Origin of the sequence: Neptunomonas qingdaonensis (assembly GCF_900113275.1) — a bacterium.
Classification (GTDB): Bacteria; Pseudomonadota; Gammaproteobacteria; order Pseudomonadales; family Balneatricaceae; genus Neptunomonas; species Neptunomonas qingdaonensis.
In genome coordinates, this window is sequence record NZ_FOOU01000007.1 from 172,405 (window position 1) to 193,161 (window position 20,757).

Sequence of the window (20,757 nt, forward strand, 5' to 3'; positions counted from 1 at the left end):
TTTATTCTCCCGGTCGGGATTTTTTCAGGCGCTTACTCAGTGCCGGTTGTGATATGCCTAATAACCGGGCAGCCAGTGACTGGTTGTTATCGGCGCGCTTTAGTGCTTCTTCTACTAACAGGTTATCCATCTGCGCGAGTGTCGGCAGCGGGCCTTCAGGGTTAAATGTAGCGAGACTTTCACTTGGCTGACCGCGGGTGCTCTCCTTCGTTTCGATATTCTGCCCAATCACCTGACGGAATACTTCCATCGAAAGTAAGTGTGAGCGGTGTTGTGTAACGGCATCAAAAATAAGCGCACGTAATTCACGAATATTTCCCGGGAAGTGGTAGTTGCTCAGCAGTAGGGGTAGCTCCGGTGGATAACCCGGTACGGGTTTTCCAATCTCTGCGGCTGCCTGCGTGAGAAAATGGTCGAGCAACAAAGGCAGGTCATCTTTGCGTTGACGTAGAGGCGGGATGTGGATTTTATGTGTGCAGAGGCGGTAATACAGGTCACGGCGGAAGCTGCCATCGGCTTGTCGTTGTTGTAATTCCTGGTGGGTGGCGACGATAACCCGCGCGCGGATACGTTTGGGACGATCGCTGCCCAAGGGGTAATACTCACCCTCTTGTAGCAGACGTAACAGCTTTACTTGTGATGCCATGCTCAGGTCGCCAATCTCATCGAGAAAGAGCGTGCCTCCAGCCGCTTCTTCAATCAATCCTGCCCGGCTGCGTTCTGCGCCGGTAAAAGCTCCTCGCTGGTGGCCAAATAAGGTATCAGCAAAAATATTGTCATCTAGCCCTGCAACATTGACGGAGACCAAGGGACCGGAGCGTTTACTTAGCTGGTGGGCTGCTTTCGCCAGTAGCTCTTTACCCGTGCCGCTTTCGCCACATATCAATAAGGGTTGGTTGCTTGGCGCTACCGACTCCAGATATTGAAATACAGCTCGCATCTGATGACTTCGGCTGATAATGGGCTCGAATACATGCGGGCTTTCAAGGCTGTTGTTAAGGATGCGTTGTCCGAGTGCTAAGTTCTCTCTGCGCATTTCCTGCATACGTATAGCCCGCTTAATTCCTTCGATCAGACGGCCTTCTTCACTGGTTTTGACGAAATAATCGAAGGCACCCTGTTGTAGGCATTTGACCGCAGATTCAATTTGGTTCAGGCCGCTGATAATAATGACGGAAATGTCAGGGTGTTGTTCTGTGATCAACTCCAGTAACTGCTGACCTGACAGATGCGGCATGGTCAGGTCGAGCAATACCAGCCCGATATGCTCGCATTCTAGTATCCCCATTACTTCGCGGCTGTCGTTACAGCGGTGGATATGAGTAATTCCGCCGCTGCGCTCGAGTGTAATGCTAAGGCTGCGAAGGAAAGATGCTTCATCATCAACCAGTAATACGCCGAATTCTGGATATTGGGTCTGGTTGATCATGTTTTATCTCCGTTAATCGGTAGCGCCAGTATGACACGTGTGCCCTGTTTGGGTGTTGATTCAAATGTCAGTAGGCCGTTGTGGGCTAATACAATGCCGCTGGAAACAGACAGCCCAAGTCCGGTGCCCCCTTGCTCACGCCGGGTAGTGAAAAAGGGATCTAGCAGACGGGATAGGTTCCCGGCTTCGATCCCGCAACCTTCGTCCTTTATTTCCAGACAAACCTGCTGCTCTGCAGATAAAGCGTAGGTGTGTACGTTAATTGCTTTACTGCGATCGCTTAACGCCTGGCAGGCATTAATGATCAGGTTGATAATGACCTGTTCGATTCTCTGGGCGTTACCTTTAATGGTTGGCAGGTTGCTGCTGTAACTGACCGTGAAGTGGTCGGTGCTATTATTGATCGAGTTTTCGGCGAGGCGCACGGCGGTGGCAACTACATCATTAAAATTAAAGGGTTCACGGATATCATCGTTTTCTTGGCGGGAAAAATCTTTCAGGTCATTGACGATCCGTTTAATGCGGCGTGCGCCTTCGTGCATATCCTTGAGCAGAGCCGGGATTTCATCACGCATCTGAGAATATGACAGCCCGCCGAGCAGAAAGTCGCCATGCTGTGCGTAGTGCTGCTCCAGCACTTCGTCGCAGTCTTGCCAGGCTTCCTGAATAACCGGCATATTCAGGAGTAAAAGCCCGGTGGGGTTGTTGATCTCGTGAGCAACCCCCGAGACTAAAATACCCAACGAAGTCATTTTGTCGGCCTGAATAAGTTGCTGTTGTTGAATGTGAAGTTCGGAAGTGCGTTTATCGACCTGGCGTTTCAGCATGCGGTTCCAGGTAATGCTACCGCCAAGAAAGAGTAGTAGCAGTGCAGATAAAGACGCTGCCCACTTTCCCCATTGTTTCCAGGGGAGGCCTTTTTCTTGCAGTGGCCCTAGCCAGGTATTATAAATCTGTTGCTGGCGGCCGGTGTTTTTTAGAATCGCCAGTCCTTCACTAAACTGCGCCAGCAGGTCTTCATTGCCTTTTAGTACGGCATATCCATAATGCTGAGCCTGGAAGGGTTTGCCGACGGGCAGGATATTGGACAAACCTAACTCTTTACCCAGATAAAGGCCGGGGAGGTTGGCGACCAGAGCAAAGTCATGTTTGCCGGCCGCCAGTTGGCGTAGAGCATCGGCGTGGGTTTCGGCAGTAAAAAGTCGGGCCCCGACATCATTCTGTAGCAGGTAGTCATGCATGATACCGTTTTTTTGCACAACAACGTCTTTGTCCCGCAGTTCTGTTAAGGAAGCTGCGCGAGGCTCACCACGGCGAGCAAAGATAGATTGGTGAACAATGGCATGCGCTGGGCTAAAGTCGAAGGTTTCGCGGCGTTCTGGTGAGTTGGCCATGCCTTGCAAGGCATCAATCTCTCCTACTTCAAGTGCCTTACGTACATCTGCCCAGTCGGAGAAACGGAATGCTACCTTCATGCCCATGACTTCGGCAATGGCGAGTGTCAGTTCTACGTTATAGCCACTGGGTTGTCCTTTATGGTTGATAAATTCATAAGGAGGGTAGTTGTAGTCACCGCCTATGAGTACCGTTTGGTCTGCTGATAACGCACGGGTGCCGGCAAGCGAGCTTAACGACGTTAGGAAGATGAGGAGAAAATTGCATAATCGTTGGCGGTTTTTTAAATTCATAGGGATATAAGCAGTGTAGACTTTAGTCTCGATCATAGCGGTAACATGTAATGATTCATAGGTGGATGTTAGTTCCTGCTATAAATGAATGTCTTTTGGTCTCAGGAGGTTATTAGTGAAATCCCATCCGCAGCGGCAACAGATTGCAGATGAAGTACATGCACGTCCTTTTCAACAGTTGAGTTCACCGCTGAAAGTGATGCATTTTGCCATCATGAATGCCGAATATAGTACAGAGGATATTCTACAGTCTATTTCTGCCTTGTTTGTCGCCTGTGGTGCTCAACCTCTTGGAGCGAGTGCTAATTTTAGCTTTCAGGATGTCGATAAGCTATCCCTGCGTTGGGAGGCACATAACGAATTTTATACCTTAACTTTCTATTATTGTGGTGAACAGCAGAATTGGCAGCAATCGATGCCAGGTTTATCCCACGATTGGAGTGACAGAATTCTGGGTGAGCTGATTACCGGTGTGCAGATTTTGGTGAAGCCCCGGGATCACAAAACAGATGGAGAAGCTCCTGATCAGGTGCCAGACGATATCTTTGGCGGTAACCAGGTGATTGGTTCTCATGTGATGCGTAAAGCCGCAACGGTGTGGACAGATTTTAAGGCGCAGGGCAAGTTTGGATTGGATCGTATTCTGTTGCAGGATAATCATTTACATGATTACCAGTGCGGACGTTTGATCCAGCGTTTGTGTGAAATTGATACTTATCGGGCTGTCGCTTTACTGGGCCTGTCTCCGGCACGTTGTGCCATTACACAGGTTTCAACGCTGGCTGCCGAGTTATCTGTGATTACTGATCATTTGAGTAATCTTGAAGCGGGTGAAGAGTCTGGCGCCTTATCTGCATTGATGAATATGGCGGCGAAGATAGAAGAGATTTCAGCAGAGACCGGGCATCGGTTTTCTGCTTCAGATGCTTATTATGCAGTAGTTTCGATGCGTATATCTGAATTGGAAGAGACGCGAATAGAAGGGCTGCAAACCATTGAGCAGTTTATTGATCGCCGTGTGGATCCGGCAATGCGCACATGCAAGGCCGCAGCAATGCGTCTTGATCGGATATCGCAGCGGATTGCGCGTGCCAGTAACTTGTTACGTTCCAGAATTGACCTGTCGACGGAGAAAAAAGTTCACGATCTGTTGAGTTCAATGAACAAACGAACACGTCGCCAGTTAACGCTCCAGGCTAAATTGGAGACGTTTTCGATCATAGTGGTGACCTATTATCTATTTGATCTGGCTGATAGAACCATCCGTTACCTTGCTTCCGGAAAAACGGAAGAGATGGCGACTAACGGTTTGGTCTATTCGTTGCCCGCTGTTGTGATGGGTGTCTGGTGGTATGTGCGCAGAGTAACGAAGGAGTTTAAGTCAGAGGATTAACGGAGCACACATAAGCTCATCATGAATAAACGCTTTATGCTGAGTGATCCGTTATGCCTGACTTCTTGAGAATAAGTAGTTTTACCAGTAGCCGATTGATGCCAGAACCTGTTTATGAAAATACCGGCGCATCAAAGTCAGCTGGTTCATCGCTGTACACGCAGACATTCCATTTTTCAACCGGCCCATCTTCAGCTACGCAGTTGGTTTCGAAAAACTCAACGATCTCTTTGCGTTGGCAATGTGCTTCAAATGCTTCCCGGTTGCTCCAGATCTCATGGAAAGCGATCGGATAGCTGTCGCCTTCAGCGAACGGATTGGCCATGCGACGCGTGACGGTATACTGAATGCAGCCATCTTCACGTTGTGAGTTGGGTTCTAATGCTTGGAGTATTGCAAAAACCTCAGGTTCTTTGCCTGCTTTTGGTAAAAACTGGGCAGTACAATAAATCTTTTTAGACATCTGCTTCTCTTTGCTGCTGTGTGCTGAAAACAAAAAAGCCTCCTATCATTACAAGGAGGCTTTTTAGCGACTCTATTAAAAATAGAGCAGTTTAAAAAGTATTACTTTTTAGAAGCTTCGTACATTTTGACACCGTCAAGGATCGCTGCGCGTGCTGCATCAGCACCTTCCCAACCATCTAGCTTAACCCATTTGCCTTCTTCCAGGCCTTTGTAGTTCTCGAAGAAATGCTTGATACGAGCTAATGTCATCTCAGGCAGGTCGCTGATGTCGTTAACATCTTTGTACATTTTCGTTAGTTTGTCGTGTGGTACCGCCAGCAACTTCGCATCCTGACCGGCTTCATCAGTCATATTCAGGATACCAATTGGACGACAACGGATCACAGAGCCTGGAATAACCGGGTAAGGGGTCAGTACCAGTACGTCAACAGCATCGCCGTCATCCGCCAGCGTATTGTTGATGTAACCGTAGTTGGCAGGGTAAAACATAGGCGCTGCCATGAAACGGTCAACGAAGATCGCGTCTTCTTCTTTTTCGATCTCGTATTTTACCGGGGAGCTTTCCGCCGGGATCTCGATGATCACGTAGATGTCGTTCGGTAGATCTTTACCTGCAGGCACTTTTGCAAAGCTCATGCGTTTCTTCCTGTTCTGAATAAATTAAAATTTGGATTCAGGCATTATAAGAGTCGTACACGTTAGTTTGTATACGACTATCAGATGATTATGCATCTTTTGTGCTTTCGCTACGTGCGTGGTATTCCATTAAGACTTCAACTTCTTTGCGCGAACCTAAGGCAACAGAGACACGTTCGTGGATATCGTCCGGTTGTACATCCAGAATATCGGAATAACAGTTGGTCGCAATTCCACCGGCTTGCTCAACCAGCATGCTCATTGGGTTCCCTTCATACATCAGGCGTAACTTGCCTGGCTTTCTCGGCGACCGCGAATCCCATGGATAAGTGAAGATACCACCACGGGTAAGTACGCGATGCACTTCTGCTACCATGGCGGCGACCCAGCGCATATTGAAGTTTTTATCACGAGGGCCGTCAGCACCGAGTAGCAGATCATCAACATAATTGCGCATGGCGGGTTCCCAGAAACGGTGATTTGACATATTAATGGCAAATTCACGGGTTTCCTGAGGGATCATGACATTTTCACGTGTCAGCAGGAAGTCGCCGGTGTGCGATAGCGTAAACATGTTGACGCCTTTACCGGTTGTCAGCACCAATACGGCAGAAGGTCCGTATAAAACATAGCCTGCGGCAATTTGTTTGCGGCCATTTTGCAGGTACGGATACTCAGTACTGTAGTCTTCGTCTTTCGGTGCTTCCAGAATAGAGAAAATAGTACCGACAGAAACATTGATATCAATGTTAGATGAGCCATCCAGCGGGTCAAAGACCACCAGAAAGCGTCCATCTTTATTTCCAGGTACGGATTCGCTTTCTTCTTCAGAGGCAACGCCAGCCACTAAAGAGTGGTTAAGTAGTACGGTCTTGAGAATTTCATTGGAGATCACATCCAGCTTTTTCTGCGTTTCCCCCTGCACGTTGGTGATATCGGTAGTGCCGAGAACACCAGCGAGTGCGCCTTCACGCAGCTGTAGCGCGATCTCTTTACAGGCGACCATGAGGGTGGCAATCAGGTCCATTAATTGTTCGTCAGTGTCGTGGCGTCTCAGAAACTGGCTCAGCAGCTGCATGGGGGATAGTACCTTTGCATGTTTGAAAAAAGGGATGATTTAAATTTCGTAGTAATTTTACGTGATTAAGGTTGGAAAATCATGCCGTGTCATGGAAAAAACGGCTATTAATCGCGCCCTTTATGCATAATTGACGGTATTATTATCCGAATTGTCCGGTTAGCTGTTTTTTAGGAGTAACGCTTTGCATATTCATATTCTGGGTATTTGTGGAACCTTTATGGGGTCCTTGGCTATTTTGGCTCGGGAACTGGGTTATCGGGTGACCGGTTCAGATGCCAATGTCTATCCGCCTATGAGTACTCAGCTAGAAGCGCACGGGATTGAATTGATGACCGGTTATTCTCCCGGGCATCTCACGCCTGAACCAGATTTGGTGATTATCGGTAACGCCATGTCGCGGGGTAATCCTGCCGTTGAATATGTGTTGGATAAAGGTTTGCACTATATCTCCGGGCCACAATGGTTGTGTGAGCATGTGTTGCAGCAGCGCTGGGTGCTGGCGATTGCCGGGACACACGGCAAAACCACGACATCGTCGATGCTGGCCTGGATTCTGGAGTATGCAGGTATGCAGCCAGGTTATCTGATAGGCGGTGTGCCAAATAATTTCGAGGTGTCGGCGCGTTTGGGTGGTTCGCCTTTTTTTGTTATTGAAGCGGATGAATATGACACCGCTTTTTTTGATAAGCGTTCTAAGTTTGTACATTACCGCCCGCGTACGCTGGTGCTGAATAACCTTGAATTTGATCATGCAGATATTTTCCCTGATTTAGCGGCTATCCAGCGTCAGTTTCATCATGTTGTGCGAACCGTGCCGTCCACAGGACAGGTGATTATTCCACAGCCAGATAAAGCGATTAGTGAAGTGATCGGGATGGGTTGCTGGACGCCCGTCATGACGGCCTCTATCGGTAAGAGTGATGAGAGTGACGAAAGAGGCGAATGGTCTGCACAACTGACCAGCGAAGATGGCAGCGCTTTTGATATTCTGCATCAAGGCAAAAATCTGGGTCAGGTGAGATGGGATATGACGGGGCAGCACAATGTGGCTAATGGCCTGATGGCGTTGATTGCCGCACGCCACGTCGGTGTACTGCCGCAGCATGCGATTGAAGCGTTGTCGGCGTTTGCTGGGGTGAAGCGTCGAATGGAGAAAGTGGCTGAGGTAGCCGGCATCACGGTTTATGATGATTTCGCGCATCACCCGACGGCCATTGCTACGACGTTGCAGGGTTTGCGGGCGCAAGTTGGCAATGACAATATCGTGGCGATTATTGAGCCGCGCTCCAATACCATGCGCTTGGGCGCACATCGGGCGGCGTTGGCAGAATCAGCAACCTTGGCAGACGAGGTTATCTGGTATCAGCCTGCAGGGCTGGATTGGTCGTTGGATGATATTGTGCACGGCTATGAGGATAAAATGCGTGTTGCAACCACGGTCGACAATATTCTGGCCAGGATCAAACAGAAGGTTGCGCCAGGCACTCACTTGGTGGTGATGAGTAACGGTGGTTTTGAAGGTATTCATCAGCGTTTGGTGGGCGTGCTGGAGGATAAGTTTATTAAGGACAAAGCGTCAGGAGATAAGTGCAATGGCTGAGTTTTCACAACGCATCACGTTGGCGATTACCGGTGCATCCGGTGTGCAATATGCAATGCGACTAATGGAATGTCTGGTAGCCGCTGATGTTCAGGTGTTGCTGATGATCTCCCGGGCTGCTCAAGTGGTTGCCGCGACCGAAACTGATTTATCAATTCCCGGTGCTACAGCAGCCCAGCAGACCTATTTTACGCAGTTGTTTAATGCCAGAGTAGATCAGATCAAAGTGTTCTCCCGGGAGCAGTGGATGGCTCCGGTAGCCTCGGGTTCAGGAGCGCCAGCTACTATGGTGGTGTGCCCCTGCAGTACAGGCACGCTGTCCGCGATTGCCACGGGTGCGAGTAATAACCTGATTGAGCGTGCCGCCGATGTTGCCCTTAAAGAACGTCGTCAACTGGTATTGGTGCCGCGTGAAGCGCCGTATTCAGAGATTCATTTGGAAAATATGCTGAAGCTCACCCGCATGGGTGCGGTTATCCTTCCTGCGAGCCCGGGTTTTTACCATAAGCCGGAAACCATTAACGATATGGTCGATTTTGTGGTTGCCAGAATATTGTCTCAGATCGGCATTGAACAATCTTTTATGCCACGTTGGGGCGAAGCATTACTGCAAAGTGATGAAAATCCGCCGTCGCACGATTAGAATAGGCCCCTTTTTATAATCGGAGTGGGCTCATGCCTAAAATTCTTGCTTTGGATACCTCAACTGATGCTTGCTCAGTTGCCTTGCATGTCGCAGGTGAGATCCGTGAGGATTTCAGAATTATCCCGCGTCAACACACCAAACAGTTACTGCCGATGATTCAGGCGATGTTGGATAGCGCCGGCCTTAAGGTAAAAGATCTGGATGCGATTGCGTTTGGTCGGGGTCCGGGCTCTTTTGCCGGTATCCGCATAGCGACTGGAGTTGCACAAGGGTTGGCATTTTCGGCTGAACTTAACGTATTGCCCATCTCTACTTTGGCTGCGATTGCATTGGCGCATCATCTGCAAAGGGGTGACCAGCAAGTGATTGCTGCCTTAGATGCGCGTATGGATGAGGTCTATTGGGCAACATACCGCTTTGAAAACGGGCTACCTGTATTAATAGGTGACGAGCGGGTTGATGCGCCGGCGAATGTTTGTTTGCCAGACGCCAGTCATTGGACGGGTGTGGGTTCGGGCTGGCGCTACTGGCAAAATATGTCAGTTGAAGTGAAACAGTTGGTCACCAGGATAGATGGAGACTCTGCAGACGCGACTACTGAAAACACAACTTATCCAACCGCCGCTAATATTCTGCGTTTGGCTATTCAGGACTATCAGCTAGGAAAATCGCTATCGCCAGAATTGGCTTTGCCTGTGTATTTACGCGATAACGTCGCATGGAAAAAGAAGGATCAGCAATAAAATGGATTGGATTCAAACAGTAGTACTGGCGTTAATACAAGGCTTGACCGAATTTTTACCGGTATCCAGCTCTGCGCATCTTATTTTGCCCTCCCAACTGTTGGGATGGCCGGATCAGGGGCTTGCATTTGATGTTGGTGTACATATGGGAACGCTGTCGGCCGTTATGTTTTATTTTCGTCAGGATGTTAGCAACATGCTGCTGGCCTTTTTTGCCTCTTTTAAAGGTGATAAATCGGTTGATGGCAGGATTGCCTGGTTTGTTATTTTTGCTACGCTACCCGCGCTGCTGTTTGGTTTCTTCCTCAATGATATTGTCGATCATTATGGTCGTTCGATACTGGTCATTGCAGCAACCACGCTGATTTTTGGTGCTTTGCTGTGGTGGGCCGATGTCAGCCGTCGTGAGATTAAGCCTCTGGAGAATATTCGCTTGCGGGATGCGATCTGGATTGGTCTGGCTCAGGCGGTGGCGCTGATTCCCGGGACATCGCGTTCGGGGATCACCATTACCGCGGCGCTGATGCTGGGGTTTACCCGCCAGGCGGCGGCACGCTTCTCGTTTTTACTGTCGATTCCGGTGATTATGGCGGCAGGCAGTTATAAAGGGTTGGAGTTAGCTCAAACGGCGACGGGTACGCAATGGGAAATGGTATTGGGTGGCGTGCTGGTATCGGCGCTGAGCGCTCTTGCCTGTATTCATTACTTCCTGAAATTGCTTGACCGCACCGGCATGCTTCCTTTTGTGATTTATCGTTTCTGTTTAGGGCTGTTTTTGTTAGCTATCTACTTCTTCGTGCCTGTCAATGCTTGAGTTGGAGTCAACCCTTCAGGTAGCGGCCTGTGACAAGCCGCTACTTGATCAGGCAATGCGGCTCGCTGCTAAATTGAATCTGGCTCCGGCGAAGATCGTGTCGGATATTAGTCGCTGTGCACATCCTTTGCTGTTGTATGTCACCTATCAGGGCTTACAGTTGCAGACCACCGGTAAAAAAGCACCCGGGCCTGTGTGGGTTGACTTTCTTAGCGGGTCAGTGGCACATCGGCGTAAATTTGGTGGTGGGGCAGGGCAGATGATCGCCAAGGCTGTGGGCGTTAAAAGCGGTGTACGCCCGACCGTGCTGGATGCGACCGCCGGTTTAGGAAAAGATAGTTTTGTATTGGCTACTTTGGGGTGCTCGCTCTCAATGATTGAGCGCTCGCCAATCATTCACGCCTTGCTCGAAGACGGCCTGTCACGCGCGATGGCAGATGCAGAGGTCGTTGAGGTCTGCTCCAGAATGGCATTGTATCAGGGTGATGCGATTGAATTGATGGGGACTATGGATCGTCCCCAAGTGGTTTATCTTGACCCGATGTTTCCGCATTCTGAAAAATCAGCGTTAGTCAAAAAAGAGATGCGGGTGTTTCGCGATGTGGTCGGTGATGATCAGGATTCAGCGTTGTTGCTGGAGGCTGCGTTAGATACCGCAACCGCTCGTGTGGTGGTTAAGCGAGCGCGCAAAGCGCCGCTTATTCAGGGGCGTGCGCCCAGTTACCAACTGGAAGGAAAATCCAGCCGGTATGATATCTATGCCCTTGCCAGATTGCAGAGCTGAATTAACTAGCTCCCTATACAGGCCCTTAACGAAGGCGTCTTGATGTGTGCGCCTTAACGAGGATGTAAATCCTGTTCTATCAGGTCTGTATAGTGAGGATTCAGAATCTGTTTTGCTCGTTTAATCAATGCAGCGCTTTCTGCCTGACAACTGATCAGTCTCTGGTTTCGACTCTTATTTTGGCTCTGGTTCCGGCTCTGGTTTAAGTCCTGGCTCAGGCCTGGCTTCCTGATGAACACTGATTGGCTAACCAGGGTATCTATAAAGATCTTTAACGCTCGTTCGTCTGAGTATTCCGGAGAATTAAAACCGAACTGTTGATGCAGATTAGCGGCAATGCGCTGGCTTTCACTGATCAGGTCGGCTTCAGGCATCGCTGCTCCATCCGAGAGTAAGCGAAATACAATATAGTAGCGTAGTAAAACCGGTTCAGCTGTTTGCATCAGTGTAAAGGCTAAAGGTGATGAGGATACCCGCATCATAGCGCCATCACGGGTGATCAGTCCTCGCTTCTCCAGACGCATACGAATTTGCTTAAACACCGTTGTGAGTTCTGTATTGTTCCAGGGCAGGTATAGTTCTGCCTGCAAATAGGGGTAGAGCGTCTTTAGCAGCCGTGGCAGGGTTTGCGGTAAAGGTTTGGAGTAGCGCTTGGTAAGGAGCAGATACAGTCCCGGTAACAAGGTTATATGATGCAGCTGGTTCCGGTAAAAAGTCATCTCCTGTGCCTGAGTGCCACTGAGGAATACATTGTCTTCAGAAATACTCAGTTGCTGACGTTTGGCTGCTTGTGCTATCCAGCTACTGACCTCGCCGTCTGCAATGGCAGCAGGGGGGTTGGGCAAAGCTTTTAACAGTGAAATTAAGGCAGTTGTCTGGCTGCACAGGTCAGTTATCTGATGGTGGCTTTTGGGGTTGGCTAACAGCAGTGTCGCTAGCAGCGCTGTTTGGTTGGCATAGGCTGATTGGTTAATGCGCTGCAGAACCTGCTGGCTGATATACTGAGTCAACTCATTTACTGTAGGCTTGATGCTTTCTTCGGATGTGGCACCGGATGTAGCAAGGATACTCGGCATACCCTGGGTGACCTGCTGTAGCAGCAACGGCTCACCAAAGCTTAATGCGGCATCACCGAAACGATGGCGAAAGATTTTCAGTGTTTTAATCAGCCCGAGGAAAGACTCATTGGTTTTCTGTTCTCCCTGCAGCTCTTTTTGGTAACTTTTGTTTTCAACGAGCTTGTCGTAACTTATCCAAACGGGTATCAGTGCGACAGGCTTTTCCGGGTTCAGTAAATGGTTTTCTAGTGTGATGCTGAGTAAGCCGGTTTTGGCAGGTAATAGACGTCCGGTACGGCTCCGGCCTCCTTCAATAAAGTATTCAAGCGAATGTCCGCGGTTGGACATGGCGCACAGGTAGCGGTTAAAAAGCTGCGTATATAAGGGATCACCGCGGAAACTGCGGCGCATAAAAATAGCGCCGCCACGTTTCAGGATGCTGCCTAGTATGGGGACGTTGAGGTTATCGCCGGCGGCAATATGCGGAATCATCAACCCATGTCGGTATAAATTCCAGGACAGCATCACATAATCCATATGGCTGCGATGGCAAGGCAGGTAAACCAGCTGATGTTCTGGCGCACAGAGCTGTACTTTCTCTATGCCGATAACGTGTATTTTTCGATAGGTTTTTTTCCAGAAAATCCCTAGTAATGATGCAAGGATACGTGCGGTAGCAGGGCTGAAGTTCGCTGCAATTCCTTTTAGTAGGTTTTTTGCATCGGCGCGAATCAGTTCTACAGGATTATCCTGCTCAGCGGCGGTCTCTTCGATGATCTCTTTAATCGCGGGTTCGCGTAGAATAACTTTAAACAGATTGCTGCGATGAGACAGAGTTGGGCCGATGATGGCTAGGCGGCGGCGATAAAAGTGGTGATGAAAAACTCTGACCGCTTTATGTGCAATGACGCCCGCGGGTTGATGCGGTGACTCTTCTTGCAACTGTTTTAAAGAGAGTGGCGGATCGACCTGTATCAAGGTTTGGCGTCCATTGACCAGCAATTGCATTAAACGCCCGAACGCACCTGCTTTGCTCCAGCTTTCGGCATAGAGCAGGTTTAAGTAAGAGGTTTCGCGTCGCGGCATGCGCCCGTGATATACAGAAATAGGGACTATGTTGATGTCCTGCCCGGACGGCAAAAAATCCAATTTTTCTATTTGCGCTTCAACTCGATTACGCAGGTCGTCCTGATGGCCGTGGGCAGCACAGAGTATTTTCTGCTCTGGCAGCGAGTTACCTTGTAGCCGCAGTTGTTCTATTAACAGGATTCGATGCGTGTATCGCTCTGTTTCAATAACGAACAAGGTGTTGGCGCTGGGCTTTAAGTATTGTCTGCCTTGCACGGTAGGGCGGACGATCAGGCGTAATAATAAACGGCTGATGCGGTTTAATCCTCGCATGTTTTGTCAGGCCTTATCTCTTATTAGTCGAGCGGTTAATAGTGCGATTAATCTTGTGATTCAGAGTGTGATTAATAGTGCGGTGGCGGCTCGTCAGTGTATGCAGTGCCCTGACTTTCCTGACCGACAGTTTTGAGTTGGTCGTTAAAGATTAGCAGCATTCTTTTCAGCTCAGAAATAGTTCTATCTTGCTTGGCAATAACATCGTTGAGCTTATCCAGCGCATCTTCCTGAAATGCTACGCGGCTTTCAAGGCCTGTTATACGTTCGTCATAGTTCATGGGGGGCCTCTGGTAGGTATAAATTTCATTCTACTAAGCATAACGGAGAGGTGTAGGAAAAGTAAATTGCGTTGCGTGTGGGTAAGCTATTGAAATTTTGAGTTTTCTTCTGTATACCTTTGCGGTTGTTGCTTTAAGTTAAGTATAGGCAACTTAAATAATAGTAAATATCATGATAAGACAAGAGATAGATACATGAGTGGTAACCAAATAGTTCGTAGTGTAATTGTAAGTATTATCGCAGCAGTGTTGATTCCTGTGCTGCTTAAAGCTGTCGCCGGTGTTGAAGCAGGGTTAACAGCCCCGGTTATAGCGGTAACCTTTATCGTAGTTCTTATTAGTAGTGTAATTTCTGCTATGGGTGGGGGCGTAAATGCCACCCCAGCTCCGGCTCTGAATCAGATGAATGATGAAGACCTGGAAGATGAAGAAGACTATGAAAATGATGATCGTGAACTGGGTACAGTTAAGTGGTTCAATGTGTCTAAAGGCTTTGGATTCATTACACGTGAGAATGGCGATGATGTTTTTGTTCATTTTCGTAACATTCGTGGGCGTGGGCATCGTTCTTTAAGTGAAGGTCAGCGTGTTCGTTTTAACGCGCGTGAGAGTGATAAAGGTTTGCAGGCGGAAGATGTTTCCGTCATGCGTGGCTAATCATCTCCATAGCGGAAGCTTCGGCTTCCGCTTACTTTTTTTCACTTCCTTCCTTGTTTTTTGGCTCTTCCCCCGTTCGGCTTCTGTTTATTCGTTTGCGCCTAATTGATGTAATTCTTTTATAATCCTATCAGGCTTGCTATATCCATCACTCAATCTGATAACCTTTTCGCCATCCAAAAACCGCAGTGCCGGAAAACCGGATACATCCAGCTGTCGAGCCAGGGTCATATGCTCCTGCAGTGTTTGTTGTGTGCTTTGCGCATCAATTAAGGGTGCGAAATCTGACGCGTTAATGCCAAGTGACTCTGCCAGCGGGATTAGTGTTTCGCTATCAGATGGGTTTTGAGCGTTTAAGTAATAGGCGTGTTGAATGGCGTTTGCCATCTGAGCGGCACTACCAGGACTGAGCTGTTCCGCGACGATAACTGCCCGGCATGCTCTCCATGTGCTTCGTCTTGGGGAGCACTGAGTCCAGAAGTCATAGTTAAACTTTGTGCCGGTGCTTTCTTCAATGTGCTGCCAGATAGAGCGTATCGTCTGTTGCTGCCCCTTTGGCATAGGCGAGTCTGAATCGGCTGCTAATCCTCCCATAATGAATTCAACAGCCAGGTTGGGAAAAGTCTGCTTAATGGCTTCTGCGGTAGGTGAAAAAGCCCAGCACCAGCTACACATAGGATCCATAATATAGAGTAATTTTTTCATCACTGCTCCGGTTGAGACGCTTGATTTAGTTAAGAAATTCTATCATTAGCCGATCATAAGAATATCGCTTTAAAAGACTATTAAAAAATGCTGGTCATTAAAGTGAAAACGCAAAAGTAAAGCTCATGCATACACTTATGGTGTACTGAACAACTGCTATACTCAAGCGAATGATTCTTAATAAATGCTCAGGAGTATCTTGCTAGATGGATTTTGCATCCCTTGTTGGAATCATATCGGGTTTAATACTCATCATCTCTGCTATTTTGATCGGTGGAAATGCGGATATTTTCATTAATGTCCCCGGTATGATGATTGTGGTGGGTGGGACAATGGCGGCTACATTACTCACAGTGCAGTTTCGTGATGTGATGAATGCGTTCAAAGGTGCTTATATTGTTTTCACTCAGGATAAAACTAATCCGTCAGAAATGATTGATACCATGATTAAGCTGAGTAAAATCAGTCACCGGCATGGCTTATTGAAACTGGGAGAGGTCAAAACCGATTCAGCTGTTTTACACAGGGCCTGTATGCTGTTATGCGAAGCTGCGTCTGAGCAGGTGATTCGTAATACCCTGCAAAATGAGATCGACTCTCTGATGGCGCGTCACTTTTCAGTGCAGGATGTTTTCCGCAAAATGGCGGCATATGCACCTGCATTCGGTATGTTGGGTACACTCATCGGTCTTATTCAAATGCTCAGTGAGCTAGATAACCCCGAGTCGATTGGTCCGGCGATGGCGGTTGCGCTATTGACTACTTTTTATGGATCATTATTAGCAACAATGGTATTTCTCCCGATTGCCGGCAAGTTGAAAGCGAGGACATTGCTTGAAGTAACGAATCTGGAAATTATTCGCGAGGGAAGTATTAGCATTCTGACCAATGATCATTATGCGCATGTTTATGAACAACTCTCTTCTTATCTGCCTGAACGCGCTCGTAAGCCCATATTAAATAAGAAACCGCCAGTTACACAAGGAGTCAAAAAGTGAGTGCGCGGCGTCAGATTATTGCTGAGACAGAGCCGAGCTGGATAGTTACTTACGCCGATTTGATGACCTTGTTATTGGTTTTTTTTGTGCTGCTTTTCTCGATCTCGACGGTGAAAAAAGAACAGTTCGCCTCGACGATTCGATCTTTTCAGCTGGCGATAGGTGATACCGGTGGTAGTCTCATTCCGCTGCCTGAAGAGCTCAGGGCGCCTGCAATAGAAGTCCCTGATACGCTAGAGCAAAACAATGCCGATCAATTGGTGCCGCCGGATCTGGTGGCGCAGGAGCAAGAAGAAGTTAAGCTGCCCGAAATGCCAGAGGTCGATAAGGATGAAGAGTTGGTATATCTGTCTAACAGTTTAAAAGATGTATTTTCGTCAATGGGTGTTACCGAGGCAGTAGATATCGGAGAGCCGCGGGATGGAAAGATACGTATTCGGGTTAAGGGTTCAGTTTTATTTGAGTCGGGAAAGGCCGCTTTTAGTAGACAGATGATGCCAATATTGGATGCGTTGCTGGATAAGTTAGAACAAAATCCGGAATATAAAATGGGCATTCAGGGACACACGGATAATGTTCCGATAGAGACAACGGCTTTTCCGTCGAATTGGGAGTTATCTGCTATACGTGCGACCACGGTATTACGTTATTTGGTTCGTGGCGGTATCGATCCGGAGAGGGTCACTGCAACCGGTTATGGCGACGCCCTGCCTATTGTGCCTAACGATACTGTGGAGCAAAGGTCGGAAAATAGACGAATTGAGTTTGTGTTAGAAAAGGTAAGTAAGCCATGAAGCCTGTTATTGAGATTGAAGATGATGACTCGCAACGTTTCAACTATCGCGTGACCTTGCATGAGGATGATCCTGTTAGCCTTGAGGTGGCAGGTGTGAAGGTTCGTGTGATTGATATTTCAGCTAACGGTGTCGCATTTCGCTATCAGGGTGAGGCGAGTCAAGAGGTCTATCCTATGCTGTTAACCTTCGAGGTTGATAAGGTTTACAGCGTTGCCTGTAATTTGAAAATAAACCGGCGTAAAAATCCTGAATACAGCGCTGAGTTTGTTGATATTGATGAGAAAGATGTTGAAACGATAACGCGTCTGATTGTTGAATGCCAAAAAAGAGATATCCGCCGCGCCAAGGCGCTGAAAAGTGAGGCGAAGAAAAGATCTTGAAAATAATGTTGCACAAGCGTAATAATCACTATAGTATTCGCTCCACAATTTGATGCGGGGTGGAGCAGTATGGTAGCTCGTCGGGCTCATAACCCGAAGGTCGTTGGTTCAAATCCAGCCCCCGCTACCAATTTTGTAGAAGTTTATCAATGACTTATTGTTGTAATCTTCGATGTGAATAAGTACGATTATGAAAGTTGTTGCGGGGTGGAGCAGTATGGTAGCTCGTCGGGCTCATAACCCGAAGGTCGTTGGTTCAAATCCGGCCCCCGCTACCAAATCATAAAATCGTTTATTCAATTATAGTGTTGCGGGGTGGAGCAGTATGGTAGCTCGTCGGGCTCATAACCCGAAGGTCGTTGGTTCAAATCCGGCCCCCGCTACCAGTTTAAAATCTTATTTCTAGTACTCCCGCTACCAGTTTAAAGTCTTATTTCTAGTACTCCCGGTGACAGTTTATATTCTAATCTTTATCTCCCAATTAGTATTTCATTCTCTTTATCAAGCTGAATCGCCACTAGTTTGGTAGACACCTATTAGTTAGATAAAATGGCTAACTAGAGAGGTGCTTATGAGCAGTAAACGATACCCTGAAGAATTCAAAATTGAAGCCGTACGACAAGTCACTGAACGCGGCCATAGCGTTGCTGAGGTCGCCAGTCGTCTCGGCACCACCACACACAGTTTATATGCGTGGATAAAAGCCTATGGCCCTGAATCCAATACGTTTAAAAAACAGTCTGATGAACACGCTGAGCTACAGCGGTTACGTAAAGAGTTAAAACGCGTGACAGAAGAGCGGTATACTTCGCGAAGCAGTCCGACTGAGGTATACCTTTATTAAGCATCACAAGGACTGCTGGCCTGTTCGGCGGCTGTGCGCATTACTCGATGTGCACCCCAGCGGCTTCTATGCATGGCTGGCTGTTCCCACGTCGTCGCGCCAACAACAAGATGACAGGCAGTCTGGCGTCATCAAGCAGTGTTGGCTGGAATCAGGGTGTGTCTATGGCTATAGAAAGATCCACAGTGATATGCGAAGCATGGGTGAGAAGGTCGGTATTAACCGCGTACATCGGCTGATGAAACTATCGGGATTGAAGGCTCAGGTCGGCTATCGCAAACCCCGATACCGTACGGGATCATCACATATTACCACCGCCAACACGCTTGATCGTCAGTTTACAGTCCAGATGCCAAACCATGCGTGGGTAACTGATATCACTTACATTAAAACTCATGAAGGCTGGCTATTCCTGGCCGTTGTCATCGACCTGTATTCCCGTCGCGTGGTGGGCTGGTCAATGCAGCCGCGCATGACCAAGGAGTTAGCATTAAACGCGCTGTTAATGGCAGTCTGGCGGCGTAAGCCCCGTTCAAAAGTATTGGTTCATTCTGATCAAGGCAGTCAATATACAAGCCATGACTGGTATGAATTTATTAAGGATAACGGTAAGCGGCCGGTTATCACACCTTCCTAATAACCGCCGACGTCCAGTTTTGCCGTAGCAACTCACCAATGGCATTGTTCTTCTGCGTTGGCAGCCTCGACAACACATCTTTCAGGTAGGCATACGGATCGTGTCCATTCAGTTTGGCAGACTGGATCAACGTCATCACCGCCGCTGCACGTTGACCACTTCTCAGTGAACCCGCGAACAGCCAGTTCGAGCGACCCAGCGCCCACGGGCGTATCTGGTTTTCCACCCAGTTGTTGTCGATGGGCACCGCACCATCTTCCAGATAGCGCGTTAGCGCTTTCCAGCGTTTAAGGCTGTAATCCAATGCTTTGGCCGTGCCGGAGCCATCCGGCACTTTCTGTCGGTGCGCCAGCATCCATTGATGTAAGGCATCCGCAATAGGGCGGGCTTTATCTTCTCTGATTCGTTGTCGTTTGTCGGGAGGCAGGTCTTTGGTTTCCCTCTCGATCTGATATAACTGCCCCATGTATTCGAGGGCGTGTGCCGCCAATTCGCTCTTATTGGCCTGATGCAGATCGAAGAACTTACGGCGGGCATGGGCCAGGCAACCGATTTCGGTGATGCCGTTGCCGAAGCCGGCCTTGTAACCCGAGTAATCGTCGCAGACCAGTTTGCCCTGCCAACCTTGAAGGAAGTTGCGCGCGTGTTCTCCGGCCCGGGTTGGAGCGAAGTCGTAAACAACGGCCTTCAGTTCCGAGAACGGTGTGCTGCAATAAGCCCAGACGTAGGCCCTATGCGTTTTCTTCTTGCCCGGAGCCAGCATGCTGACCGGTGTTTCGTCGGCGTGCAGAACGGCCTGTTCCAACAGGGTACTTCTCAGGGCATCCACCAGTGGTTGCAACTGCACACCGCACGCCCCGACCCACTCCGCCAGAGTGGAGCGCGGGATGGCAAGGCCGGCACGGCCGAAGATGCGTTCCTGACGGTACAGAGGGAGATGATCCGAATACTTGGCGACCAGCACCTGAGCCAGTAATCCGGCGGTGGGAATGCCTTTATCGATGACCTGCGGGGGTACCGGTGCCTGAATCAGGGTTTCGCACTGCTCGCAAGCCCATTTGCCGCGGATGTGGCGCTCCACGGTGAACTCGCCGGGCAGGTAATCCAGCTTCTCACTGATATCTTCACCAATGCGCTTAAGCTGGCAGCCACAGCGACACTGGGTGTTCTCAGGTTCATGATGGATCAGAGTGCGGGGCAACTCAGGCGGCAGCGGAGCCCGCTTAGGTGGTTGTTTGGGTTTGGCCGCTTTCTCTTCATCAGACATGGCCTGAGCCAGCTCGGCTTCGATAGCGGCCAGGTCGCTGTCGATCAACTCATCCAGCAAGAGGCCTTGAGCCGCGTCCAGTTGTTCACTGCGTCGGGCGAACTTGTGACGTTTCAGGATGGCCAGTTCGTGAGTCAGTTTCTCGATGATGGCATTGCTGCGCACCAGCGCCCGATCTTTCTGGCTCAGTGCGTGTTCCTGAGATTCCAGCGAGACCATTAACTCGGCGGCCAAGGCGCGGAGTTGATCGGGGGAGAGTGCGTTAAGATCGGGACGTTGTGACATACCGGGCAGTATGCCAAGTCACTACTTTTGTGACGATTCGCTTTTCTGATAATGGTCTGAATAACGGATTTGTGGTTACAGCATCGAGATCACGCCTTCGGCACCGAGGCGTTGCCAGGGTAACCCCTGAACCAAGGCGGCCAACTGCTCCTCGGTCAGGCATAACTG

Annotated in this window: 19 protein-coding genes, 3 tRNA genes and 1 pseudogene; 14 read left to right on the forward strand and 9 right to left on the reverse strand. The window is 48.9% G+C overall.

Translation table 11 applies throughout. The features are described from left to right. Nucleotide 1: 1 nt before the first annotated feature. Both BM099_RS12040 and BM099_RS12045 read right to left on the reverse strand, forming a co-directional pair. Nucleotides 2-1,426 carry a sigma-54-dependent transcriptional regulator gene (locus BM099_RS12040; protein ID WP_090728398.1) on the reverse strand — a complete coding sequence of 475 codons (1,425 nt, stop codon included), beginning with the start codon at nt 1,424-1,426 and terminating at the stop codon, nt 2-4. Continuing rightward, nucleotides 1,426-3,153 carry a transporter substrate-binding domain-containing protein gene (locus tag BM099_RS12045; protein WP_232349155.1) on the reverse strand — a complete coding sequence of 576 codons (1,728 nt, stop codon included), beginning with the start codon at nt 3,151-3,153 and terminating at the stop codon, nt 1,426-1,428. The genes BM099_RS12040 and BM099_RS12045 overlap by 1 nt, the downstream gene beginning before the upstream one ends. Before the next feature lie 79 nt (nt 3,154-3,232). On the opposite strand from BM099_RS12045, the gene BM099_RS12050 reads away from it, so the two are divergent. Further along, nucleotides 3,233-4,510 carry a DUF3422 domain-containing protein gene (locus BM099_RS12050; protein WP_177201164.1) on the forward strand — a complete coding sequence of 426 codons (1,278 nt, stop codon included), beginning with the start codon at nt 3,233-3,235 and terminating at the stop codon, nt 4,508-4,510. A gap of 112 nt (nt 4,511-4,622) precedes the next feature. Here the strand turns inward: BM099_RS12050 and BM099_RS12055 are convergent, their stop codons facing one another. The 3 genes from BM099_RS12055 to BM099_RS12065 form a co-directional block, all read right to left on the reverse strand. Further along, nucleotides 4,623-4,973 (reverse strand): putative quinol monooxygenase, encoded by a 351-nt coding sequence (locus tag BM099_RS12055; protein WP_090728400.1) that lies wholly within the window; start codon nt 4,971-4,973, stop codon nt 4,623-4,625. A 101-nt stretch (nt 4,974-5,074) separates the two neighbouring features. Next, on the reverse strand, nt 5,075-5,611 hold the full coding sequence (ppa, locus tag BM099_RS12060) for an inorganic diphosphatase (RefSeq protein WP_090728366.1): 537 nt from the start codon (nt 5,609-5,611) through the stop codon (nt 5,075-5,077). Between the two features lie 88 nt (nt 5,612-5,699). Next, nucleotides 5,700-6,689, reverse strand: a complete 990-nt coding sequence (locus BM099_RS12065) for a class 1 fructose-bisphosphatase (protein WP_090728367.1) — start codon at nt 6,687-6,689, stop codon at nt 5,700-5,702. Nucleotides 6,690-6,873: 184 nt separating this feature from the next. Here BM099_RS12065 and mpl point away from each other — a divergent pair, with 184 nt between their 5' ends. Genes mpl through BM099_RS12090 form a run of 5 tightly spaced genes read left to right on the forward strand, consistent with a single transcriptional unit; the run spans nt 6,874 to nt 11,279 of the window. Then, nucleotides 6,874-8,292, forward strand: a complete 1,419-nt coding sequence (gene mpl, locus BM099_RS12070) for a UDP-N-acetylmuramate:L-alanyl-gamma-D-glutamyl-meso-diaminopimelate ligase (protein ID WP_090728368.1) — start codon at nt 6,874-6,876, stop codon at nt 8,290-8,292. Further along, nucleotides 8,285-8,935 carry a flavin prenyltransferase UbiX gene (locus tag BM099_RS12075; protein ID WP_090728369.1) on the forward strand — a complete coding sequence of 217 codons (651 nt, stop codon included), beginning with the start codon at nt 8,285-8,287 and terminating at the stop codon, nt 8,933-8,935. Before mpl ends, BM099_RS12075 begins: the two co-directional genes overlap by 8 nt. A gap of 32 nt (nt 8,936-8,967) precedes the next feature. Then, the gene (gene tsaB / locus BM099_RS12080; protein WP_090728370.1) at nt 8,968-9,681 is read left to right on the forward strand and encodes a tRNA (adenosine(37)-N6)-threonylcarbamoyltransferase complex dimerization subunit type 1 TsaB; all 714 of its coding nucleotides are present in this window, start codon (nt 8,968-8,970) and stop codon (nt 9,679-9,681) included. A gap of 1 nt (nt 9,682) precedes the next feature. After that, complete coding sequence (locus BM099_RS12085; protein WP_090728371.1) at nt 9,683-10,495, forward strand: undecaprenyl-diphosphate phosphatase; 813 nt, start codon at nt 9,683-9,685, stop codon at nt 10,493-10,495. Then, nucleotides 10,488-11,279, forward strand: a complete 792-nt coding sequence (locus BM099_RS12090) for a class I SAM-dependent methyltransferase (RefSeq protein WP_232349154.1) — start codon at nt 10,488-10,490, stop codon at nt 11,277-11,279. The genes BM099_RS12085 and BM099_RS12090 overlap by 8 nt, the downstream gene beginning before the upstream one ends. Nucleotides 11,280-11,332: 53 nt before the next feature. On the opposite strand, the gene plsB is transcribed toward BM099_RS12090, so the two are convergent. Together plsB and BM099_RS12100 are read right to left on the reverse strand one after the other, a co-directional pair. After that, entirely contained in the window at nt 11,333-13,738 is a 2,406-nt protein-coding gene (gene plsB, locus BM099_RS12095; protein WP_090728372.1) for a glycerol-3-phosphate 1-O-acyltransferase PlsB, read from the reverse strand. Nucleotides 13,739-13,809: 71 nt separating this feature from the next. Next, nucleotides 13,810-14,019, reverse strand: a complete 210-nt coding sequence (locus BM099_RS12100; RefSeq protein ID WP_090728373.1) for a SlyX family protein — start codon at nt 14,017-14,019, stop codon at nt 13,810-13,812. 195 nt (nt 14,020-14,214) lie between these two features. On the opposite strand from BM099_RS12100, the gene BM099_RS20815 reads away from it, so the two are divergent. Continuing rightward, nucleotides 14,215-14,676 (forward strand): cold-shock protein, encoded by a 462-nt coding sequence (locus tag BM099_RS20815; protein ID WP_090728374.1) that lies wholly within the window; start codon nt 14,215-14,217, stop codon nt 14,674-14,676. An 87-nt stretch (nt 14,677-14,763) separates the two neighbouring features. Here the strand turns inward: BM099_RS20815 and BM099_RS12110 are convergent, their stop codons facing one another. Then, nucleotides 14,764-15,381: a DsbA family protein gene (locus BM099_RS12110; RefSeq protein WP_090728375.1), complete on the reverse strand. Its 618-nt coding sequence runs from the start codon at nt 15,379-15,381 to the stop codon at nt 14,764-14,766. A gap of 206 nt (nt 15,382-15,587) precedes the next feature. On the opposite strand from BM099_RS12110, the gene BM099_RS12115 reads away from it, so the two are divergent. The 7 genes and pseudogenes from BM099_RS12115 to BM099_RS12150 all read left to right on the forward strand — a co-directional run. Beyond that, on the forward strand, nt 15,588-16,379 hold the full coding sequence (locus tag BM099_RS12115) for a motility protein A (RefSeq protein WP_090728376.1): 792 nt from the start codon (nt 15,588-15,590) through the stop codon (nt 16,377-16,379). Continuing rightward, nucleotides 16,376-17,173 (forward strand): OmpA/MotB family protein, encoded by a 798-nt coding sequence (locus tag BM099_RS12120; protein ID WP_090728377.1) that lies wholly within the window; start codon nt 16,376-16,378, stop codon nt 17,171-17,173. Before BM099_RS12115 ends, BM099_RS12120 begins: the two co-directional genes overlap by 4 nt. Further along, on the forward strand, nt 17,170-17,556 hold the full coding sequence (locus BM099_RS12125; protein WP_090728378.1) for a PilZ domain-containing protein: 387 nt from the start codon (nt 17,170-17,172) through the stop codon (nt 17,554-17,556). The genes BM099_RS12120 and BM099_RS12125 overlap by 4 nt, the downstream gene beginning before the upstream one ends. Nucleotides 17,557-17,609: 53 nt before the next feature. After that, a tRNA-Met gene (locus BM099_RS12130) sits at nt 17,610-17,686 on the forward strand. 71 nt (nt 17,687-17,757) lie between these two features. Then, nucleotides 17,758-17,834: transfer RNA gene (locus BM099_RS12135), tRNA-Met, on the forward strand. A gap of 31 nt (nt 17,835-17,865) precedes the next feature. Beyond that, nucleotides 17,866-17,942 (forward strand) — tRNA-Met (locus BM099_RS12140). Between the two features lie 185 nt (nt 17,943-18,127). Next, a pseudogene (locus BM099_RS12150) lies at nt 18,128-19,007 on the forward strand (IS3 family transposase); the annotation flags it as partial. Between the two features lie 16 nt (nt 19,008-19,023). Here BM099_RS12150 and tnpC read toward each other — a convergent pair. Further along, on the reverse strand, nt 19,024-20,589 hold the full coding sequence (tnpC, locus tag BM099_RS12155) for an IS66 family transposase (RefSeq protein ID WP_090728381.1): 1,566 nt from the start codon (nt 20,587-20,589) through the stop codon (nt 19,024-19,026). Nucleotides 20,590-20,757 lie beyond the last annotated feature (168 nt).